Here is a 19262-nt window from a genome sequence, read left to right on the forward strand (position 1 = left end):
GCTGTTCGGTCAGAGGGTGGATACAGATTGGCGACATACCACAGAACCTGAGGGAGCTAGCAGGCTAGCTCCCTCAGGTTCTGTGTTCAGTTTCCAGTGGCCTTGTATTGGCTTTTCATCCCATCGAAGCCCCCGACCGCTACCCAAGTAGCATAGGTCCAGCCTCGGCGCCTTCGTACACTTCACCCTCAATCATGCGCACCTGCCGGAGGCGACCATGCAGCAGGTTCCCAATGAAGGCGTTGTCAGCGCCATGTCCCAGGCCGGCGATGCCCAACAGGCCGCCCAGGAACTGGCGGGGCAGTTGTTGCATCCGCACCTGGGCTTCGTACTGTTCTTCTGTTCGGCCGAGTACGACCTGCAGGCGCTGGGCCAGGCCTTGCAGGAAAGTTTCGGCGGGATTCGCCTGGTGGGCTGCACCAGCGCCGGCGAAATCACCCCTCAGGGCTATGGCCGCAACTGCGTCAGCGCGGTGGGCTTTGACCATCGGCACTTCTCCATCTCGACCGAATTAATCGACGAAATGGAGCACTTCAGCCTGATCGACGCCCAGCAGATGGTCGAACGCCTGGTCAGTGGCTGTCGCAGCAACACACTGGCGCCGATCAAGGGCAACAGCTTCGCCCTGACCCTGCTCGATGGCCTGTCGAGCCGAGAGGAAATGGTTCTCGCGGCCCTCAGCGCGGCCCTCGGTGACATCCCGCATTTCGGCGGTTCAGCCGGCGACGACAACTACCTGACCCACACCCACGTCTATTTTGGTGGCGAATTCCACAGTGGTGCGGCGGTGGTGGTACTGGTCAACACTTGGCTGGACTTCGAAGTTTTCACCACCCACCACATCCTCCCGCGAGAGGAAAAACTGGTGGTGACCGGTGCCGACAGTGCCTCCCGGCGGGTGTTTGAGCTTAACGCAGAGCCCGCCGCCGAGGAGTACGCGCGGCACATCGGCGTGCCGGTGAGCGAGCTGGATCACCGGATCTTCGCCGCGCATCCGTTGGCGGTGCGGATCAACCAGCAATATTACGTGCGCGCAATCCAGCAGGTGCATGCCGACCTGAGCCTGAGTTTTTACTGCGCCGTGGAAAACGGCATTGTCCTCACCGCCATGACCCCCGGGCCCATGCTGCCGAACCTGGAACAACTGTTCGATGGCCTGCAGGAACGCCTCGGCGAGCTGCTGCTGACCATTGGCTGCGACTGTTTTCTGCGCCGCCTGGAGTTGCAGGATGCGGGCAGCCTGGAACAGATCGGTGGCTTCCTGCGCGAGCAGCGGGTGATGGGCTTCAACACCTACGGAGAACAGTTCAATGGCATGCATATCAACCAGACGTTCACCGGGGTTGCCATTGCCCGTGGCCGCGCTCCCGGACACCGCTGAGCTGCAGGCGCAGATTGCCGAGCTGCAGCGTGACAAGGCGAAACTGCAACGGATCAACAGTGCGCTGATCGAGCGCATCGAATCCGGCAGCACCCGTGGCAACGACCCCTACGCGGCGTTCCAGCATTCAGTGGTGCTGGCCGAACAGGTGCGTGAGCGAACCGATGCGCTGAACCAGGCGATGGCCGAGCTCAAGGCCGGCAACCACCTGCTCAGCGAAGCACGCCTGCGTGCCGAGACCGCGCACCAGCACCTGATCGATGCCATCGAAAGCATTTCCGACGCCTTTGTGCTGTTCGACTCGGACCAACGCATCGTGTTGTGCAACAGTCGCTTCAAGGCGTTCTGGAGCAACTGCCGGGTGCGTATTATTGCCGGCATGCGCCTGAGCGAGGTCAAGCGGTTGATGGCCGGCACTGGGCTGTTTACCGAGGAACCGCGCGGGCACGCCGACGAAAATCTTCTGTATCGCCTGCAAAATGGCCGCTGGCTGCAGGTCAGCGAGCGCCCGACCCAAGAGGGCGGGCGGGTGATCCTGTTCACCGACATTACCGACGTCAAACTCAATGAAACCCTGCGCCGCGAGCAGGCGGTGGCGCAGAAGTCCCACCTGTTACAGCGGGCGGTGGACAATCTCTCGCAAGGGGTGGCGATGGTCAATGCCGAGGGCATCCTCGAGCTGTGGAACCGGCGCTTTCTGGAACTCAGCGGGCTGGCGCCGGTAGCGGCCCATCGACCGTTCGCCGAGGTGATTGGCGACAGCGAGCTGCAACTGCTAACCCCGGCCAGCCGCGACCACAACGGCCGTCCGGTGCAGGAATGCGAACAGCGCCTGTACGATGGCCGGGTTCTGGAAATCCGCACCCATCCGTTGCCTACCGGCGGCTTCGTCAACACCTTTACCGACATCACCGAGCGCTACCAGCACGCCGAAGCCCTGGCTGAAAGCGAACGCTGGATCCGCCTGATCACCGACCATGTGCCGGCGCTGATTGCCTACCTCAACGCCGATCTGGTCTACGAGTTCACCAACAAGGTCTACGAGCAGTGGTACTGCTGGCCACGGGGCGTGATGCTCGGCCAGAGTCTGCGCGAAGTGCACAGCGAGCAGCACTACCAGCGCCTGGAGTCCTACGTGGCGCGGGCGCTGGCCGGGGAGAGTGTGACCTTCGAGTTCGCCGAGACCAACATCAACAACCAGGAGCGCTACATGCTGCGTTCCTACGTGCCCAATCGCCTGGCCACCGGCGAAGTGGTGGGGATTTTCGTCCTGATTCGCGACATCACCGAGCGTCGGCGCACCGCCGAGGCGCTGCACCAGGCCTATCAAAGCCTGGAGTTGCGGGTACGTGAACGCACGGCGGAACTGACCACCCTCAACGACCAACTGCGCAGCGAGATCGATGAGCGTCGCCGTGTCGAGTCGCGCCTGCGCGAGGCTAAGCTGGACGCCGAACGGGCCAATCTGTCGAAAACCAAATTTCTTGCGGCAGTCAGCCACGACTTGCTGCAACCGCTGAATGCCGCACGTCTGTTCACCAGCGCCTTGCTTGAACGCCGCGAGCCACTGGCCAATGAGAATCTGGTGCGCAATGTCAGCAATTCGCTGGAGGACGTGGAGAATCTGTTGGGCACCCTGGTGGATATTTCCAAGCTGGATGCCGGCGTGATCACCCCGGACATCGCACCCTTCGCCTTGAGCGAGCTGCTGGAGAACCTTGCCGCCGAGTACACCCAGGTCGCCCGCAGCGAAGGCCTGGCCCTGCATTTTGTCGGTTGCTCGGCGCTGGTGCGCAGCGACATCCAGTTACTGGCGCGGATCCTGCGCAATCTGCTGAGCAATGCCATCCGCTACACCTATAGTGGGCGTGTGGTGCTGGGCTGCCGGCGCAAGCACCAGCGTTTGTCGATCGAGGTCTGGGACAGCGGCATGGGCATCGCTGAGGATCGCCTGGAAGAAATTTTCCAGGAGTTCAAGCGCGGTGATGTACAGCGTCCCCATCAGGATCGGGGGCTGGGGTTGGGCCTGGCGATTGTCGAGAAAATCGCCGGGATTCTTGGCCACCGGATCCACGTGCGCTCGTGGCCGGGCAAGGGTTCGATGTTCGCCATCGAAGTCCCCCTCAGCGCGACCGCGCCCAAAGCTTTACCCAACCTGGTCATGAGCGAACCGATGCTCGAGCGTTTGCGCGGGGCACGGGTCTGGGTGCTGGATAACGACGCGGCGATTTGCGCCGGCATGCGCACCTTGCTCGAAGGCTGGGGCTGTCGGGTGGTGACCGCGCTGTCGGAACAGGACTTGGCACGGCAGGTCGATAACTACCACGCCGAAGCCGATTTGCTGATTGCCGACTATCATCTGGACGATGAGCAAAACGGGGTCGATGCCGTGGCCCGGATCAACGCCCGGCGCGGTTCGGCGATTCCGGCGATGATGATAACGGCCAATTACAGCAACGAACTCAAACAGCAGATCCGCGAGCTGGGCCATACCCTGATGCACAAACCGGTGCGGCCGATGAAGTTGAAGACGGCGATGAGTCATCTGTTGGGTAGGCCGTGAGGCGAAGCCATGCAAAACCTGGCGGTGGCGGGTATTCTTGCTCCTTGGTTCAGGCCTGACATAGAAACCTGTAGGCGGTATTGCGGAATTGGGGGGAGAGGTTCGAACATGGAAAAAGTCATCATCATCACCGGAGGCGGTCGCGGGATTGGCGCGGCCACGGCGCTGCTGGCCGCAGAGCAAGGCTATCGCATCTGCATCAACTATCAGGCCGATGAAGACTCCGCGCACAAGGTCCTGGAGCAAGTCCTGGCCCTCGGTGCCCAGGCGATCGCGGTGCGTGCCGATGTCAGCATCGAGGATGAAGTCATCAGCCTGTTCCAGCGCGTCGACCACGAACTGGGCCGGGTCACCGCGCTGGTGAACAATGCCGGCACGGTCGGGCACAAATCCCGGGTCGAGGAGATGTCCGAGCTCCGTATCCTCAAGATCATGAAAACCAATGTCCTGGGTCCGATCCTCTGTGCCAAGCATGCCGTGCTGCGCATGTCGCCCAAGCACGGCGGGCAGGGCGGCAGCATCGTCAACGTCTCGTCGGTGGCCGCACGTCTCGGCTCGCCGGGCGAATACGTCGACTACGCCGCCTCCAAGGGCGCGCTGGATACCTTCACCATCGGTCTATCCAAGGAAGTCGCCGGCGAAGGCATTCGCGTCAACGCCGTGCGCCCGGGCTATATCTACACCGACTTCCACGCCCTGAGCGGCGATGCCGATCGGGTCAGCAAACTCGAATCGGCGATTCCCATGGCCCGTGGCGGACGCCCGGAAGAAGTGGCCGAGGCAATCATCTGGCTGCTGTCGGACAAGGCGTCGTACTCCACCGGGACTTTCATCGAACTCGGCGGCGGCCGCTAGAACGACCGCACGATGCGGCCGAGGGTTTCCATGGCCTTTTCGCTGTCCTCGGTCCACGGGCTGCCGTAGTTCAGGCGGATGCAGTTGCGAAAGCGCTGGGTCGGCGAAAAGATCGGCCCCGGCGCGATGCTGATGCCCTGGGCCAGGGCCATCTGGAACAACTTCAACGAATCCATCTGCGCCGGCAACTCCAGCCACAGGAAGTAGCCGCCGGCCGGCTGGCTGACCCGGGTCTGCGCTGGAAAGTAACGGGCAATCGCCGCCAACATCGCACTCTGTTGTTCTTCCAGGGCGTAGCGCAGCTTGCGCAGGTGGCGGTCGTAGCCGCCGTGTTGCAGGTAGTCGGCAATCGCCGCCTGGGCCGGCATCGAGGCGCAGAGCGAGGTCATCAGTTTCAGCCGTTCGATTTTCTGCGCATAACGACCGGCCGCCACCCAGCCGATCCGATAGCCGGGCGCCAGGCTCTTGGCGAACGAACCGCAATGCATTACCAGCCCTTCGGTGTCGAACGCCTTGGCCGGCTTGGGCGCCTGTTGCCCGTAATAGAGCTCAGCGTACACGTCGTCTTCAATCAGCGGCACCTGATGGCGACGCAGCAACTCCACCAGTTCCTGCTTCTTCGCCTCGGGCATGGTCGCGCCCATCGGGTTCTGGAAGCTGGTCATGCACCAGCAGGCCTTGATCGGATGGCGCTCTAGGGTTTGCGCCAGCACCCCGAGGTCGATGCCATCGCGCGAGTGCACGGGGATTTCCACGGCCTTGAGTTTCAGCCGTTCCAGCACTTGCAGGCTGGCATAGAACGCTGGGGCCTCAATGGCCACCAGGTCGCCGGGTTCGGTGACCGCCTGCAGGCACAGGTTCAGGGCTTCCAGCGCGCCGTTGGTGATCAGCAGTTCTTCCATGGGCAACATCAGCCCGCCGACCATGTAGCGCAGGGCGATTTGCCGGCGCAATTGTGGGTTGCCTGGCGACAGGTCGGTGACCACCATCCGTGGGTCCATCTCGCGGCTGGCACTGGCCAGCGAGCGTGCCAGGCGTTGCAGCGGAAACAGGGCCGGGCTGGGGAATGCCGAGCCGAAGGGCACGGTGTGCGGGTCCTTGATCGAGTCGAGTACCGAGAACACCAGTTCGCTGACGTCGACTTCGGTGGACTCGTTGACCTCGCTGCTGATCACCGGCTCCGAGAACGGGCTGGGCGCGTGGGTGTTGACGAAGTAGCCGGAGCGCGGCCGGGCGCGGATCAGCCCACGGCGCTCCAACAGGTAATAGGCCTGGAACACCGTGGACGGGCTGACCCCGTAAGTCTGGCTGGCGTAGCGCACCGACGGCACGCGCTGGCCGGGGCCAAGCACACCGGAGCGGATCAGTTCGGCAATGTCGTCAGCGAATTTTTCGTAGCGTTTCATTGAGGGCCCGATGGGTGTCATTCAGGAAGATCGCGGTGCTTGTTTCGCCGAGCGGCGGAGTGCCGCCCGGTCAATGTGGGAGCGAGCCTGCTCGCGAATGCAGCACCGCAGTGTAATGGCTCAACGGTTGGTCGGCGCAACAAACCGGCTTTTCGCCACGCTGTTGACCTCGGGCTCGTCGCTGTCGGTCACCTTGAAGTACAGGGTCTGCGAGCTGCGGTCGGCCTTGTCGGCCAGCATCGCTACTGACACCGGCACATCGAGGATCTCGCCGGGAGCCAGGCTCAACTCGGTCTTGCCCTGGAGCTGGAAGCCGTCGGCGTCCACCAGCGACAATTGATAGTCCTGGCGTTGCTGGGTCTTGTTGATGACCTTGAGACTGTAGATGTTCTCGATCTGGCCCTGACTGTTTTCGCGGAACAGGCCGCGGTCCTTGCTGACGTCCAGCGACACCATCGGCCGTTCCATCAGCGCCAGCACCAGCGCGCCGATCATCACCACCAGCACCAGGGTGTAACCCACCAGTCGCGGGCGCAGCAGGTGGGTCTTGCCGCCCTGCAACTGGTGCTCCGAGGTGTAGCTGATCAGGCCACGGGCGTAGCCCATCTTGTCCATGATCGAGTCGCAGGCATCGATGCACGCCGCGCAGCCAATGCATTCCATCTGCAGGCCGTCGCGGATGTCGATACCGGTGGGGCAGACCTGCACGCACAGCTGGCAGTCGATGCAATCGCCGAGGCCGACAGCCGCCGGTTTCACCTCGCGTTTGCGCGGGCCGCGATTTTCGCCACGGGCACTGTCGTAGGAGATGGTCAGGGTGTCCTTGTCGAACATCACGCTTTGGAACCGGGCGTACGGGCACATGTGCATGCAAACCGCTTCGCGCAGCCAGCCGGCGTTGATGTAGGTCGCGGCAGTGAAGAACAGCACCCAGAAAAGGCTGACGCCGGCCATTTGCAGGGTCAGCAGCTCTTCGGCCAACGGCCGGATCGGGGTGAAGTAGCCGACGAAGGTCAGGCCGGTCATGACGCTGATCGCCAGCCACATCGTGTGCTTGGCCGAACGCCGCAGCAGCTTGTTCAGGGTCCACGGCGCCGCTTGCAGCTTGATCCGCTGGTTGCGTTCGCCCTCGGTGACCTTTTCGCACCACATGAACAGCCAGGTGAACGAGCTTTGCGGGCAGGTGTAGCCACACCAGACCCGCCCGGCAAACACAGTGATAGCGAACAGGCCGAAGGCGCAGATGATCAGCAGCGCCGATAACAGGATGAAATCCTGAGGCCAGAAGGTGGCGCCGAAGATGTGGAATTTGCTTTCCGAGAGGTCCCAGAGCACGGCCTGGCGCCCACCCCAGTTCAGCCACACGGTGCCGAAGAAGGCTAAAAACAGAAAGCCCGCGCCGGCGACGCGCAGGTTGCGGAACAAACCGGTGAAGCTCCGGGTGTGGATCTGGTTGTCGCTGGATTTGGCCTTCATCTTTGGACGCGAAGGCTCGAATGTTTCTACTAATCGGACGGGGATTTTTTCGCTCATGGTCTTTCGCTCATCAGCCTCCATCAGGCCGATGCACTATGAGCGCGCAACTGTTTGCATAACAGACTCAGGTATTGGATAAAAAAGCGGATCAGATGCGTTGCACAAGCGCCCCTGCGACAACTTGATGCACCCCGCCAGGCGTGCCGCGAGCGCCTGACACAGGGCGTTCGCGGCGGTTGTGATCTGTATCAGTTAAATCACCGAATCACTGTCGGTGACCCGCAGGTGTCGGCGTCCATCGGTGGCGCCTGCTACGGTCAATGCGTCGGCTTCTGCTTCGGTGATGAACACGCGCCGGCCGTCGAGGTCGACCGCCGACATGGATTTCTCGCCGTCAGTGATCACCGTTACGTCGGCCGCCAGGCGAATTTCTTCGCCGTTCTCGGTGATGAAAAAACAGGTCTGGTTTTCGATGCGTACAGGCATGGGATTCTCCAGTTGGGCGGATCTATTCTTTAGGGGGCAGGCCGCGCGCATCGTTCGCTGCAACCGATTAGCGGTCAGTGCTGTCCATCGACTATCCCTGCACCTTTCGAGGACTCCCCGATGGACGCCTGGTGGCACCAAGTCTGGATCACTCTGCAAGCCGAATTCGCCGATATCGGCGACGCCGCACAACTGACCCGCATCACCGTGCGCCTGCTGATCGCCGCGTTGCTGGGGGCGATCCTCGGCTTCGAACGGGAGCAGAAAGGCAAGGCCGCCGGCGTGCGTACCCACATGCTGGTGGCCATGGGTGCGGCGCTGTTCGTGTTGGTGCCGCAAGTTGCAGGCGCAGAGTCCGACGCCATGAGCCGGGTGGTCCAGGGCGTGATCGCCGGTATCGGCTTCCTCGGCGCCGGGACCATCCTGAAAAACAAGGACGGCGACGAAAGCCACGTCAAAGGCCTGACCACCGCCGCCGGGCTGTGGATGACCGCCGCCATCGGCGTCGCCGCCGGACTGGGGCGAGAGTCGACGGCGGTGCTGAGTACGTTGCTGGCGTTGGCGGTGTTCAGTGTGATGCCGGTCATTGTGCGGTGGCTGGATAAAGACGAGCAGTGACGACCGTCATGGGATCGTCAACTGGCTCGCGCAGGATCAGTGGTTTACACCCGAATCGGCGGTTCCTCCGGCGGTGGATCACCCACCGGCGGCATGGTGCCGGGTGGTACCGGGTCTTTTTCCGGGACGGGCTCGGGGTCGGTGGGCGGCAGGATCGGTTGGTCGATGTTTGGATCCGGCGTTTCTGGTGGGGTCGGTATGCTCATCGTGGTGGCCTCTTTTGTGCTTGGCTTAGTGCGATGGACCGCAGGCACGGTGAATTGATTCCACCGTCTGGCGGATTGCAGATCCGGCTGAACTTTTCCCGGGTCCTGGTGCTCGGAAACTTAAGTGGGTCACACAGGCACTGAAATCAGGCACAAGAGCGTCCATGGGGCGTAAGGGGTGATGCTCGATGACGACCGAACAACCGATCCAACTGCACGATGATTTGCAAAATTACCAACCACATTTGCCCCTGGCGCAGGCCTTGCTGCTGCCGCGCATTGCCATTGAGAGCACCCAGCCGGTGCTCGATGGTGGGCAGTTTGCGGTCAAGGCCGTTGCCGGGCAGACGGTGACGGTGCATAGCAAGGTGTTTGCCGACGGTCACGACAAGCTGGCCGTGCGGGTGCGTTGGTGTAACGAGGCGACCTCGATCTGGCACACCGACGTCATGAAAGATCTGGGCAACAACGCCTGGCAGGGCCAGTTCAAGGTTCTCGCGCCGGGTCGCTACCGCTATTGCATCGAGGCCTGGATCGATCAGTTCGCCAGCTTCTGTTATGAGCTGGAGAAAAAACACGGCGCCGGGGTGCCGGTGAGTCTCGAGTTGCAGGAGGGACGTCAGCAGGTCCAGCACGCCGCCGAGCGCAGCGACGGGGCCTTGAGTGAGGAACTGGCGGCGCTGCGGCATCAGCTTGAGGGACTGCTGGAAACCGAACAGGTGGCGTTGTTCCTGCACCCCCACAGCCGCTGGCTGATGGCGGCGGCCGATCACCGGCCTTATCTGAGCCTGAGTCCCGAGTATCCGCTGGATGTGGAGCGCGAACTGGCGCAGTTCGCCAGTTGGTACGAGCTGTTTCCCCGCTCGATCACCGACGATCCAGCGCGCCACGGCACCTTTAACGATGTCCATTCACGACTGGCGATGATCCAGGACATGGGTTTTGACGTGCTGTATTTCCCGCCGATCCACCCCATCGGCCGCAGCCACCGCAAAGGCCCGAACAATTCCCTGACCGCCGGCCCCGATGATCCGGGCAGTCCCTATGCGATTGGCAGCGAGGAGGGCGGGCACGAAGCGATTCACTCGCAACTGGGCACGCGCGAAGACTTTCGCCGCCTGGTGGCGGCGGCCAACGACCATGGCCTGGAAATCGCCCTTGACTTCGCCATCCAGTGCTCCCAGGACCACCCCTGGCTTGAACAGCATCCCGGCTGGTTCAACTGGCGGCCGGACGGCACGATCAAGTACGCGGAGAATCCACCGAAAAAGTACCAGGATATTGTCAACGTCGACTTCTACGCCGCCGACGCCATCCCCAGTCTCTGGCTGGAGTTGCGCGACATTGTGGTTGGCTGGGTCGAGGAAGGGGTGAAGATCTTCCGTGTCGACAACCCCCACACCAAACCCTTGCCGTTCTGGCAGTGGCTGATCGGCGACGTGCGCGCCAAGCACCCCGAAGTGATCTTCCTCGCCGAGGCCTTTACGACCCCGGCGATGATGGCGCGCCTGGGCAAGGTCGGTTATTCCCAGAGCTACACCTATTTCACCTGGCGCAACACCAAGCACGAGCTGGCGACCTACCTGACCGAACTGAACCAGTCGCCCTGGCGCGAGTGCTACCGGCCGAACTTTTTCGTCAACACCCCGGACATCAACCCGGGCTTCCTGCACCAGTCCGGCCGCGCCGGCTTCCTCATCCGCGCCGCGCTGGCGACCATGGGGTCGGGGCTATGGGGCATGTATTCGGGATTCGAGCTGTGCGAGTCGGCACCGGTGCCGGGCAAGGAGGAATACCTGGATTCGGAGAAATACCAGATCCGCATCCGCGACTTCACCGCACCGGGCAACATCATCGCCGAAATCGCCCAACTCAACCGAATTCGCCGACAAAACCCGGCACTGCATACCCACTTGGGCTTGCAGGTCTACAACGCCTGGAACGACAACATCCTGTACTTCGGCAAACGCACCGCCGATGGCAAAAACTTCATCCTGGTCGCCGTCAGCCTCGACCCCTTCAACGCCCAGGAGGCGCACTTCGAGTTGCCATTGTGGGAACTGGGCCTGCCCGATGACGCCGCGACCCAGGGCGAAGACTTAATGAACGGCCACCGTTGGACCTGGTATGGCAAAACCCAGTGGATGCGGATCGAGCCCTGGCATCAGCCGTTCGGGATATGGCGGATATCGGTTTGAGGGGGGCGCACCAGTCCCAAGTCAGAGAGGAGGTGTTAGCGAAGCCAACCGGAGGCGATGAGCCGCGGATGGATGCCGTAGCGAAGGTACGCCGAGCCTAGGCGAGTGTTTCGCCAGGGAGGGATATGTGCACCGTCAGGCAGCCTTCGCGAGCAGGCTCGCTCCCCCAAAGGACACTAGCAACACCGCTCCACCCCCAATTCGAGCAGGAGATTTTCATGGCGAAGAAACCCAGGTCAGCCACCTTCAACAACGACCCGCTCTGGTACAAGGACGCGGTGATTTATCAGGTTCACGTCAAATCCTATTTCGACTCCAACAACGACGGCATCGGCGACTTTCCCGGCCTGATCAGCAAACTCGATTACATCGCCGACCTCGGCGTCAACACCATCTGGCTACTGCCGTTCTACCCCTCGCCACGGCGTGACGACGGCTATGACATCGCCGAGTACCGTGGCGTTCACAGCGACTACGGGACCATGGCCGACGCCCGACGGTTTATCGCCGAAGCGCACAAGCGCGGGCTGCGGGTGATCACCGAGCTGGTGATCAATCACACCTCCGACCAACACCCCTGGTTCCAGCGTGCGCGCAAAGCCAAGCCCGGTTCGGCAGCGCGGGACTTCTACGTATGGTCCGATGACGACCAGAAGTACGACGGCACACGAATCATCTTCCTCGACACCGAAAAATCCAACTGGACCTGGGACCCGCTGGCCGGCCAATACTTCTGGCACCGGTTCTACTCGCACCAGCCCGACCTCAATTTCGACAACCCGCAGGTCATGAAGGCGGTGCTGTCGGTGATGCGCTACTGGCTCGACATGGGCATCGACGGCCTGCGCCTTGACGCCATTCCGTATTTGATCGAGCGCGACGGCACCAACAACGAAAACCTGCCCGAAACCCATGACGTGCTCAAGCAGATTCGCGCCGAGATCGACGCCAACTACCCGGATCGGATGCTGCTGGCCGAGGCCAATCAATGGCCGGAAGACACCCAGCTGTACTTCGGCGATACCCATGGCGACAACGGTGACGAATGCCACATGGCCTTCCACTTCCCGCTGATGCCGCGCATGTACATGGCGCTGGCCCAGGAAGACCGCTTTCCGATCACCGACATCCTGCGTCAGACCCCGGAGATTCCGGCGAACTGCCAATGGGCGATTTTCCTGCGCAATCACGATGAGCTGACCCTGGAAATGGTCACCGACCGCGAGCGCGATTACCTGTGGAACTACTACGCCGCTGACCGCCGGGCGCGGATCAACCTGGGTATTCGCCGGCGCCTGGCGCCATTGATGGAGCGCGACCGGCGACGGGTCGAACTGCTGAACAGCCTGCTGCTGTCGATGCCCGGCACGCCGACCCTGTACTACGGGGACGAGATCGGCATGGGCGATAACATTTACCTGGGTGACCGCGATGGCGTACGCACACCGATGCAGTGGTCGATCGACCGTAACGGCGGCTTCTCCCGCGCCGATCCGGCCAGTCTGGTGTTGCCACCGATCATGGACCCGCAATACGGCTATCAGTCGGTCAATGTCGAAACCCAGGCCGGCGACCCGCATTCGCTGCTCAACTGGACTCGACGCATGCTCGCCGTGCGCAAACAATCCAAGGCGTTCGGCCGGGGCACCCTGAAAATGCTGTCGCCGAGCAATCGGCGGATCCTGGCCTACACCCGTGAGTTCACCGGTGAGGACGGCCGTCAGGAAATCATCCTGTGTGTGGCCAACGTCTCGCGCAGTGCCCAGGCCGCCGAACTGGACCTCTCGGCATTCGTCGGCATGGTCCCGGTGGAAATGCTCGGCGGCAATGCCTTCCCGCCCATCGGCCAGCTGAATTTCCTGCTGACCCTGGCGCCTTACGGTTTCTACTGGTTCGTCCTCGCTGCCGAAAACCAGATGCCGAGCTGGCATGCCGAGCCGGCGCAAAGCCTGCCGGACTTCATCACCCTGGTCCTGAAAAAGCGTATGGAGGAGCTGCTTGAGGCACCTTCGCGCACCTTGTTGGAGCAGACCGTGCTGCCGAGTTGGCTGACGAACCGTCGTTGGTTTGCCGGCAAGGACGCAGGCATCGATTCGGTGCACATGGCCTACGGCGTGCGCTTTGGTGATGCACAACACCCGGTGTTGCTCAGTGAGATCGAGGTCAGCAGCCAAGGCCAAGTCAGTCGCTATCAATTGCCGTTGGGTTTTCTGGCAGAAGACCAGGTGAGTGCGGCGCTGCCCCAGCAGCTTGCATTGTCCAGAGTGCGGCGTGGCCGGCAGGTCGGCCTGGTCACTGATGCCTTCAGTCTGGAAAGCTTTATCCGCGCGGTGTTACAGGGATTGCAGGCGCAAACCGTGCTCAGTTCCAGCGACGGCGACATCCGCTTCGAACCCACACCGCGCCTGGCCGAACTGGGCCTGGGCGCCGAGTCCGAAGTGCGTTACCTGTCGGCGGAGCAGTCCAACAGTTCGGTGGTGATCGGTGGCAGCCTGGTGTTGAAGTTGATCCGTAAGGTCGCCAGCGGCGTGCACCCGGAACTGGAAATGGGCGCCTACCTGACGGCCGCCGGCTTCGAGCACATCTCGCCTCTGCTCGGCTCGGTGGTGCGGCGCGATGCCCAGGGTGATGACAATCTGCTGATGATCGCCCAAGGCTATCTGAGCAATCAGGGCGATGCCTGGGAGTGGACCCAGAACAACCTCGAACGGGCGATTCGCGACGAACTGGCCGATGCCATGTCGGAACAGGACCAGCACTACAACGCCCTCGGCGAACTGCAGGATTTCGCCGCCATGCTCGGCCAGCGTCTGGCCGAAATGCACCAGTTGTTGGCGTTGCCCAGCGACGATCCGGCGTTCGGTTGCGAGGTCACCACAGCCAAGGATCAAAAGGCCGCGGGCAAGGCCATCGGCGCCCAGGTGGAGCATGCCTTGTTGCTGCTGGAGCAGCACCAGCAGCAACTGACTGCTGCCGATCAGGCACTGGTCACGCAATTAGTGAAACAACGCAAGTCCATACTCACCCAGGTGCAAGCCTTGGCCGAGGCCGCCACCGGTGATTTGCGCATGCGCGTTCACGGTGATTTACACCTCGGCCAGGTGCTGGTGATCAAGGGCGATGCCTACTTGATCGACTTCGAAGGTGAACCGGCGCGACCGTTGCATGAGCGTCGTGGCAAGCACAGTCCGTATAAGGATGTCAGTGGCGTGTTGCGTTCGTTCGATTACGCGGCGGCCATGGCTCGCAGTGGCCAGGGTGTCGACAGTACAGGACAAGGCGATGCGGCGCGGCAACGGGTCACCGAGCGCTATTTGCGTGAAGCCAGCCAGGCGTTTGTCCAGGCGTATCGGCTGGCAACGGCTAATCTTGGCCATGCGTGGCAGGAACCCGGGGCTGAAGACGCCGCGCTGATGTTGTTCAGTCTGGAGAAGGCGGCCTATGAAGTGGCGTACGAAGCCGAAAATCGTCCGGCCTGGTTACCGGTGCCATTGCATGGTTTGCACCGCTTGTTAAGCGAACTCAAACCCTTTTCCGAGTCAAGTGGAGAGCAGTCATGAAGGAACGGGGATTACAGGAGGCGCTGCTACCGGCAGCGCGTGATATCGAGGCGCTGGTACGCGCCGAACACCAGGATCCATTTGCGCTACTTGGCCCGCACGCCGATGGCGCGGGCGGCCAGTTCATCCGCGCTTTCCTGCCGGATGCCTTGAGCGTGCAGGTGATTGATCGCGACAGCGGCGAAGCACTCGGCAATCTCGAGAGCAGCGAGGTGCCGGGCCTGTTCGTCGGACATTTTTCGCGCACTGGGGCATACCTCTTGCGCACGCAGTGGGCCGGCGGCGAACAACTGAGCGAGGACCCCTACAGCTTTGGCCAATTGCTTGGGGAGATGGATTTATACCTGTTCGCCGAAGGCAATCACCGCGACCTCAGTGCCTGCCTCGGCGCGCAACTGCTCAACGTCGAAGGCGTCGATGGCGTGCGCTTTGCCGTGTGGGCGCCGAATGCCCGACGGGTATCGGTGGTGGGCGACTTCAACAATTGGGACGGACGTCGCCACCCCATGCGCCTGCGCCATCCTTCAGGCGTGTGGGAGCTGTTCATTCCGCGCCTGCAAGCCGGCGAGGCCTATAAGTACGAAATCCTTGGCGAGCACGGGATTTTGCCGCTCAAGGCTGATCCCATGGCCTTGGCCACTCAATTGCCACCGGACACCGCGTCGAAAGTTGCCGCGCCCTTGAGCATCGATTGGCAGGACCAGGACTGGATGCAAGCTCGCGGCGAGCGCCAGGATCCGCAGGCCGCCTTGTCGATCTATGAATTGCACGCCGGCTCCTGGCGCTGTGAAGTCGACGATGCGGGAGAGGTCGCACGTCAATACAGCTGGGCCGAGCTGGCCGAGCATCTGATTCCCTACGTCAAGGAATTGGGCTTCACCCATATCGAACTGATGCCGATCATGGAACACCCCTTTGGTGGCTCCTGGGGTTATCAACCGCTTTCGCAGTTTGCTCCTAGCGCACGTTACGGATCGCCATCCGACTTCGCCGCCTTCGTCAACGCCTGCCACCTGGCTGAAATTGGCGTGATCCTCGACTGGGTGCCGGCGCATTTCCCTACCGATGCCCACGGTCTGGCGCAGTTCGATGGCACTGCGTTGTACGAGTACGGTAATCCACTGGAAGGTTTTCATCAGGACTGGGACACACTGATCTACAACCTCGGGCGTACCGAAGTGCACGGCTTCATGCTGGCCTCGGCATTACACTGGCTCAAGCATTTCCATGTCGACGGGCTGCGGGTGGACGCGGTGGCCTCGATGCTCTATCGCGACTATTCGCGCAAGGCTGGCGAGTGGGTGCCCAATCGGCATGGCGGGCGGGAGAACCTTGAAGCCATCGACTTCGTCCGCCACCTCAATGACGTGGTCGACCTCGAAGCTCCCGGCGCACTGGTGATTGCCGAAGAGTCCACGGCCTGGCCGGGCGTCAGCCAGGGCACTCAGCAAGGCGGCCTGGGTTTCGACTACAAATGGAACATGGGCTGGATGCACGACTCGCTGCATTACATCCAGCAGGATCCGGTGTACCGCGCCCATCACCACAACGAGCTGAGTTTCGGCCTGGTCTACGCCTGGTCCGAGCGCTTCATCCTGCCGATCTCCCACGATGAAGTGGTGCACGGCAAACACTCGCTGATCGACAAGATGCCCGGTGACCGCTGGCAAAAATTCGCCAACCTGCGCGCCTATTTGAGTTTCATGTGGGCCCACCCGGGCAAGAAGCTGCTGTTCATGGGCTGTGAGTTCGGCCAGTGGCGCGAATGGAACCATGACCAGCAGCTTGATTGGTATCTCTTGCAGTACCCGGAACACCGGGGCGTGCAAAAACTGGTGGGCGATTTGAACCGGCTCTACCGCGACGAGCCGGCGTTGCACGATCAGGACCATGTACCCCAGGGCTTCCAGTGGCTGATCGGTGACGATGCGATCAACAGCGTCTACGCCTGGCTGCGCTGGAGCAAGGACGGTAAACCGGTGCTGGTGGTGGCCAACTTCACTCCGGTGCCACGCGAGGCGTATCGCGTCGGCGTGCCCTTTGCCGGACAGTGGGAGGAGGTGCTCAATAGCGATTCGTCGATCTATGCTGGCTCCAACTACGGCAACAGTGGCGGGGTACTCGCCGAGGAAACGCCCAGCCACGGCCAGGCATTGTCGCTCTCGCTGAACCTGCCGCCGTTGGCGGTGCTTATATTGCGTCCGCAGGGCTAGGGGGCATGGCTCGGCGGGCTGGCGGGGAGTTGCCTCGCTCAGTCCGGCGAGCCTGTTGGCGGCCACCAGCCCCCTGAATGCCGGGCGTTCACCAGCGCATGCGAACGCCGAGGCTGCCGATCAAGCCATTCAGGTCATTGTCATCGACATCACTGCTGTAGTCGGCGCTGACGTACAGGCTCACGGCCGGGGTGACTTTGGCCACCAGACCGAGACCCAGTTCGACGGTGGATGAGCTGCGGCTGCTGCTGATCTTGTCGACCTGGTCGAGGCTGACGGTAGCGCTGCTGTTGACGGTGTGCCACAGGTTGGTACGCACGTAGGGTTCGACCGGTAAGCCGTTGATGTCGTAACTGCCTTTCAGACGTGCACCGACACGCCCACTCCAGGAACTCATGTCGCTGGACTGGGCATTGCCGCTACTGGCGTTGGAGCTGTCCAGGGTGATGCGCTGATTGATCAATTGTGCCTGGGGCTCAATCACCCAGTTCTTGCTGATGCCAATGGGGAAACCGCCCTCGACCGACAGGGTCACGGCGTTGCCTTCGGCCGCTTGCCTTTCGCCCTGGTCGTTGCGGCTGTAACCGCTGACCCGGCCGCCGCTGGCGCTGAGGTCGACGTGCCATCCGGTGGCGCCGGTCAGGCTCCAGTAGGCGCCGAGGCTCTCACCCTGGACATTCAGATTGTCGCTGCCTGGGTCGGCCAGTGCCCGGCCGACCAGCACGCCGTTGCTGTTGCCCTGGATTTGCTGGCTGCCGCCTATCAAGCCGAGTCGCTGGGTGCTGCCGCCATTGCCGTGCACGGTCAGTAGGGCGGGGCCTTTGAAGGCTGGGGCGGCGACAGCGGCGAAGGGGGAATTGAGGATGTCGTGTTCGGCCTGGGCAGCAGGTTGGCCGTAGACACGCTGCCAGGCCGAGGGCGCGGCTTGCTCGATGCTCAGCAGTTGATTGTCGAGGGCCGGTTGGCTGAGGAAACGGCCGGTTTGTAGCGGCTGCGGGGCAGGAAAGGTGAACGAAGGCACGTCTTGTCGAAACCAGGGTATGGCCTCCTCATCGGCGTCAGCGGCCAGGACCTCCATGGATGTGCACAGCACCAGCAGTGTGGTCGAAACGGTGTAGAGGGTGAGGCTCATCTCGTGGTGGAAAAGGGAGGTGTTCATGGCGGTTTACCTTACAAGCGGTGCACGTGTTGGCGTCTCTCCTACCCCGATTGAGGGGCGACCGATTTCATCGAGGCAAACCCCGGCGGCCCGCTGCGACGGGTATTCGAGGCCTGCCCCAGGTGTGTATGCGGGGGGTAGTAAGCTGTAGCTAAGAAGACCACAGGCATTGCGTCAAGAAATTGAACGATGAGCGGTATGCCAAAATCAGAGGGCGTAAATGACTGAAAATTGGCGATTCTCCAAGGTGTTGTTTCTGCGTGAAATCAATCGCGGATGACTCGCCACAACTGAGCATCATCAGCGACTGACACACCCTCAGGACTCGCTTACAAATGCACCTCAACCGCCAGCGGCAGGTGGTCGGAGAGGTGGGTCCAGGGTTTGTTGGCGAGGATTTTCGGTTCGTGGCTGCTGGCGTTGCGCAGGTAGACGCGGTCCAGGCGCAGCAGGGGGAAGCGGGCGGGGTAGGTTTTTGCCAGTTGGCCGTGGTGACGCTCAAATGCTTCGTGCAGGTCGTTGCGGCGGCCGAGGGTGAGGTTGCCGTGCATCTGCCAGTCGTTGAAGTCGCCGGCGATGATCACCGGCGCGTCCTCGGGCAGCGACTCGATCAATTGGCACAGCAGCGCCAGCTGCAACTGCCGATGGCTTTCCAGCAGGCTCAAGTGCACACAGATGGCGTGTACCTCGGCATGCCCGGGCACATCCAGCACGCAATGCAACAAGCCACGGCGCTCGGGACCGGTGATCGAGACATCCAGATTGCGATGATGGCGAATCGGGTACTTGGACAGCAGGGCATTGCCGTGATGCCCGTCGGGATACACCGCGTTTCGCCCGTAGGCAAAATCACTCCACATGCTGTCGGCAAGGAATTCGTATTGCGAAGTGCTGGGCCAGTTACTGTGGCGGGTGGCGTGGCGGTCATGCTCGCCGAGCACTTCCTGGAGGAACACCAGGTCCGCCGAAGTACTGCGCACCGCCTCGCGTAACTCGGGGAGTATGAAGCGTCGATTGAGCGCGGTAAAACCCTTGTGGGTGTTGACCGTCAAGATCCGCAGACGATGCACATGCGGCGCAGCGCCGACGGTGGTCGGCGCGGCCGGTTGGCGTTCTGAGTCGGGGTTCACAGTCTCTCCTC

General features: G+C 62.1%; 13 protein-coding genes. 7 read left to right on the plus strand and 6 right to left on the minus strand.

Annotated elements, in window-relative coordinates:
* Window positions 1-217 precede the first annotated feature (217 nt).
* From nosP to KW062_RS14835, 3 genes are all read left to right on the plus strand, one after another.
* Window positions 218-1381 carry a nitric oxide-sensing protein NosP gene (nosP, locus tag KW062_RS14825; RefSeq protein ID WP_027620878.1) on the plus strand — a complete coding sequence of 388 codons (1164 nt, stop codon included), beginning with the start codon at window positions 218-220 and terminating at the stop codon, window positions 1379-1381.
* Complete coding sequence (gene nahK, locus KW062_RS14830) at window positions 1311-3944, plus strand: hybrid sensor histidine kinase/response regulator NahK/ErcS' (RefSeq protein WP_081786424.1); 2634 nt, start codon at window positions 1311-1313, stop codon at window positions 3942-3944. Before nosP ends, nahK begins: the two co-directional genes overlap by 71 nt.
* Window positions 3945-4052: 108 nt before the next feature.
* Window positions 4053-4799: an SDR family oxidoreductase gene (locus KW062_RS14835; RefSeq protein WP_027620880.1), complete on the plus strand. Its 747-nt coding sequence runs from the start codon at window positions 4053-4055 to the stop codon at window positions 4797-4799.
* On the opposite strand, the gene mapR is transcribed toward KW062_RS14835, so the two are convergent.
* The 3 genes from mapR to KW062_RS14850 all read right to left on the minus strand — a co-directional run bounded on the left by mapR (window position 4796) and on the right by KW062_RS14850 (window position 8167).
* Window positions 4796-6205 carry a GntR family transcriptional regulator MpaR gene (gene mapR / locus KW062_RS14840; RefSeq protein WP_105754142.1) on the minus strand — a complete coding sequence of 470 codons (1410 nt, stop codon included), beginning with the start codon at window positions 6203-6205 and terminating at the stop codon, window positions 4796-4798. The genes KW062_RS14835 and mapR overlap by 4 nt on opposite strands.
* Window positions 6206-6325: 120 nt before the next feature.
* Complete coding sequence (gene ccoG / locus KW062_RS14845; protein WP_105754143.1) at window positions 6326-7738, minus strand: cytochrome c oxidase accessory protein CcoG; 1413 nt, start codon at window positions 7736-7738, stop codon at window positions 6326-6328.
* Window positions 7739-7933: 195 nt separating this feature from the next.
* Window positions 7934-8167: a DUF3203 family protein gene (locus KW062_RS14850; protein WP_027620883.1), complete on the minus strand. Its 234-nt coding sequence runs from the start codon at window positions 8165-8167 to the stop codon at window positions 7934-7936.
* A gap of 120 nt (window positions 8168-8287) precedes the next feature.
* Here KW062_RS14850 and KW062_RS14855 point away from each other — a divergent pair, with 120 nt between their 5' ends.
* Window positions 8288-8785 (plus strand): MgtC/SapB family protein, encoded by a 498-nt coding sequence (locus tag KW062_RS14855; RefSeq protein ID WP_027620884.1) that lies wholly within the window; start codon window positions 8288-8290, stop codon window positions 8783-8785.
* 44 nt (window positions 8786-8829) lie between these two features.
* Here KW062_RS14855 and KW062_RS14860 read toward each other — a convergent pair whose 3' ends face one another.
* Complete coding sequence (locus tag KW062_RS14860) at window positions 8830-8991, minus strand: hypothetical protein (RefSeq protein ID WP_177327291.1); 162 nt, start codon at window positions 8989-8991, stop codon at window positions 8830-8832.
* Window positions 8992-9179: 188 nt separating this feature from the next.
* On the opposite strand from KW062_RS14860, the gene KW062_RS14865 reads away from it, so the two are divergent.
* The 3 genes from KW062_RS14865 (at window position 9180) to glgB (ending at window position 16962) form a co-directional block, all read left to right on the plus strand.
* Window positions 9180-11189: an alpha-1,4-glucan--maltose-1-phosphate maltosyltransferase gene (locus tag KW062_RS14865; RefSeq protein WP_105754144.1), complete on the plus strand. Its 2010-nt coding sequence runs from the start codon at window positions 9180-9182 to the stop codon at window positions 11187-11189.
* 218 nt (window positions 11190-11407) lie between these two features.
* Window positions 11408-14749 carry a maltose alpha-D-glucosyltransferase gene (gene treS, locus KW062_RS14870; protein ID WP_105754145.1) on the plus strand — a complete coding sequence of 1114 codons (3342 nt, stop codon included), beginning with the start codon at window positions 11408-11410 and terminating at the stop codon, window positions 14747-14749.
* Window positions 14746-16962: a 1,4-alpha-glucan branching protein GlgB gene (gene glgB / locus KW062_RS14875; RefSeq protein ID WP_105754146.1), complete on the plus strand. Its 2217-nt coding sequence runs from the start codon at window positions 14746-14748 to the stop codon at window positions 16960-16962. The genes treS and glgB overlap by 4 nt, the downstream gene beginning before the upstream one ends.
* Window positions 16963-17050: 88 nt before the next feature.
* Here glgB and KW062_RS14880 read toward each other — a convergent pair whose 3' ends face one another.
* Complete coding sequence (locus KW062_RS14880; RefSeq protein ID WP_105754147.1) at window positions 17051-18121, minus strand: autotransporter domain-containing protein; 1071 nt, start codon at window positions 18119-18121, stop codon at window positions 17051-17053.
* A 329-nt stretch (window positions 18122-18450) separates the two neighbouring features.
* Entirely contained in the window at window positions 18451-19251 is an 801-nt protein-coding gene (locus KW062_RS14885) for an endonuclease/exonuclease/phosphatase family protein (protein WP_177433244.1), read from the minus strand.
* Window positions 19252-19262 lie beyond the last annotated feature (11 nt).

Source organism: Pseudomonas fluorescens (assembly GCF_019212185.1).
Classification (GTDB): Bacteria; Pseudomonadota; Gammaproteobacteria; order Pseudomonadales; family Pseudomonadaceae; genus Aquipseudomonas.

Bases quoted from the DNA above. Each gene is read 5' to 3' on its own strand.
- glgB (WP_105754146.1), top strand. From the start codon at position 14,746: ATGAAGGAACGGGGATTACAGGAGGCGCTGCTACCGGCAGCGCGTGAT.
- KW062_RS14850 (WP_027620883.1), bottom strand. From the start codon at position 8,167: ATGCCTGTACGCATCGAAAACCAGACCTGTTTTTTCATCACCGAGAAC.
- nahK (WP_081786424.1), top strand. From the start codon at position 1,311: ATGGCATGCATATCAACCAGACGTTCACCGGGGTTGCCATTGCCCGTG.
- KW062_RS14835 (WP_027620880.1), top strand. From the start codon at position 4,053: ATGGAAAAAGTCATCATCATCACCGGAGGCGGTCGCGGGATTGGCGCG.
- ccoG (WP_105754143.1), bottom strand. From the start codon at position 7,738: ATGAGCGAAAAAATCCCCGTCCGATTAGTAGAAACATTCGAGCCTTCG.
- KW062_RS14880 (WP_105754147.1), bottom strand. From the start codon at position 18,121: ATGAACACCTCCCTTTTCCACCACGAGATGAGCCTCACCCTCTACACC.
- mapR (WP_105754142.1), bottom strand. From the start codon at position 6,205: ATGAAACGCTACGAAAAATTCGCTGACGACATTGCCGAACTGATCCGC.
- KW062_RS14865 (WP_105754144.1), top strand. From the start codon at position 9,180: ATGACGACCGAACAACCGATCCAACTGCACGATGATTTGCAAAATTAC.
- treS (WP_105754145.1), top strand. From the start codon at position 11,408: ATGGCGAAGAAACCCAGGTCAGCCACCTTCAACAACGACCCGCTCTGG.
- nosP (WP_027620878.1), top strand. From the start codon at position 218: ATGCAGCAGGTTCCCAATGAAGGCGTTGTCAGCGCCATGTCCCAGGCC.
- KW062_RS14855 (WP_027620884.1), top strand. From the start codon at position 8,288: ATGGACGCCTGGTGGCACCAAGTCTGGATCACTCTGCAAGCCGAATTC.
- KW062_RS14860 (WP_177327291.1), bottom strand. From the start codon at position 8,991: ATGAGCATACCGACCCCACCAGAAACGCCGGATCCAAACATCGACCAA.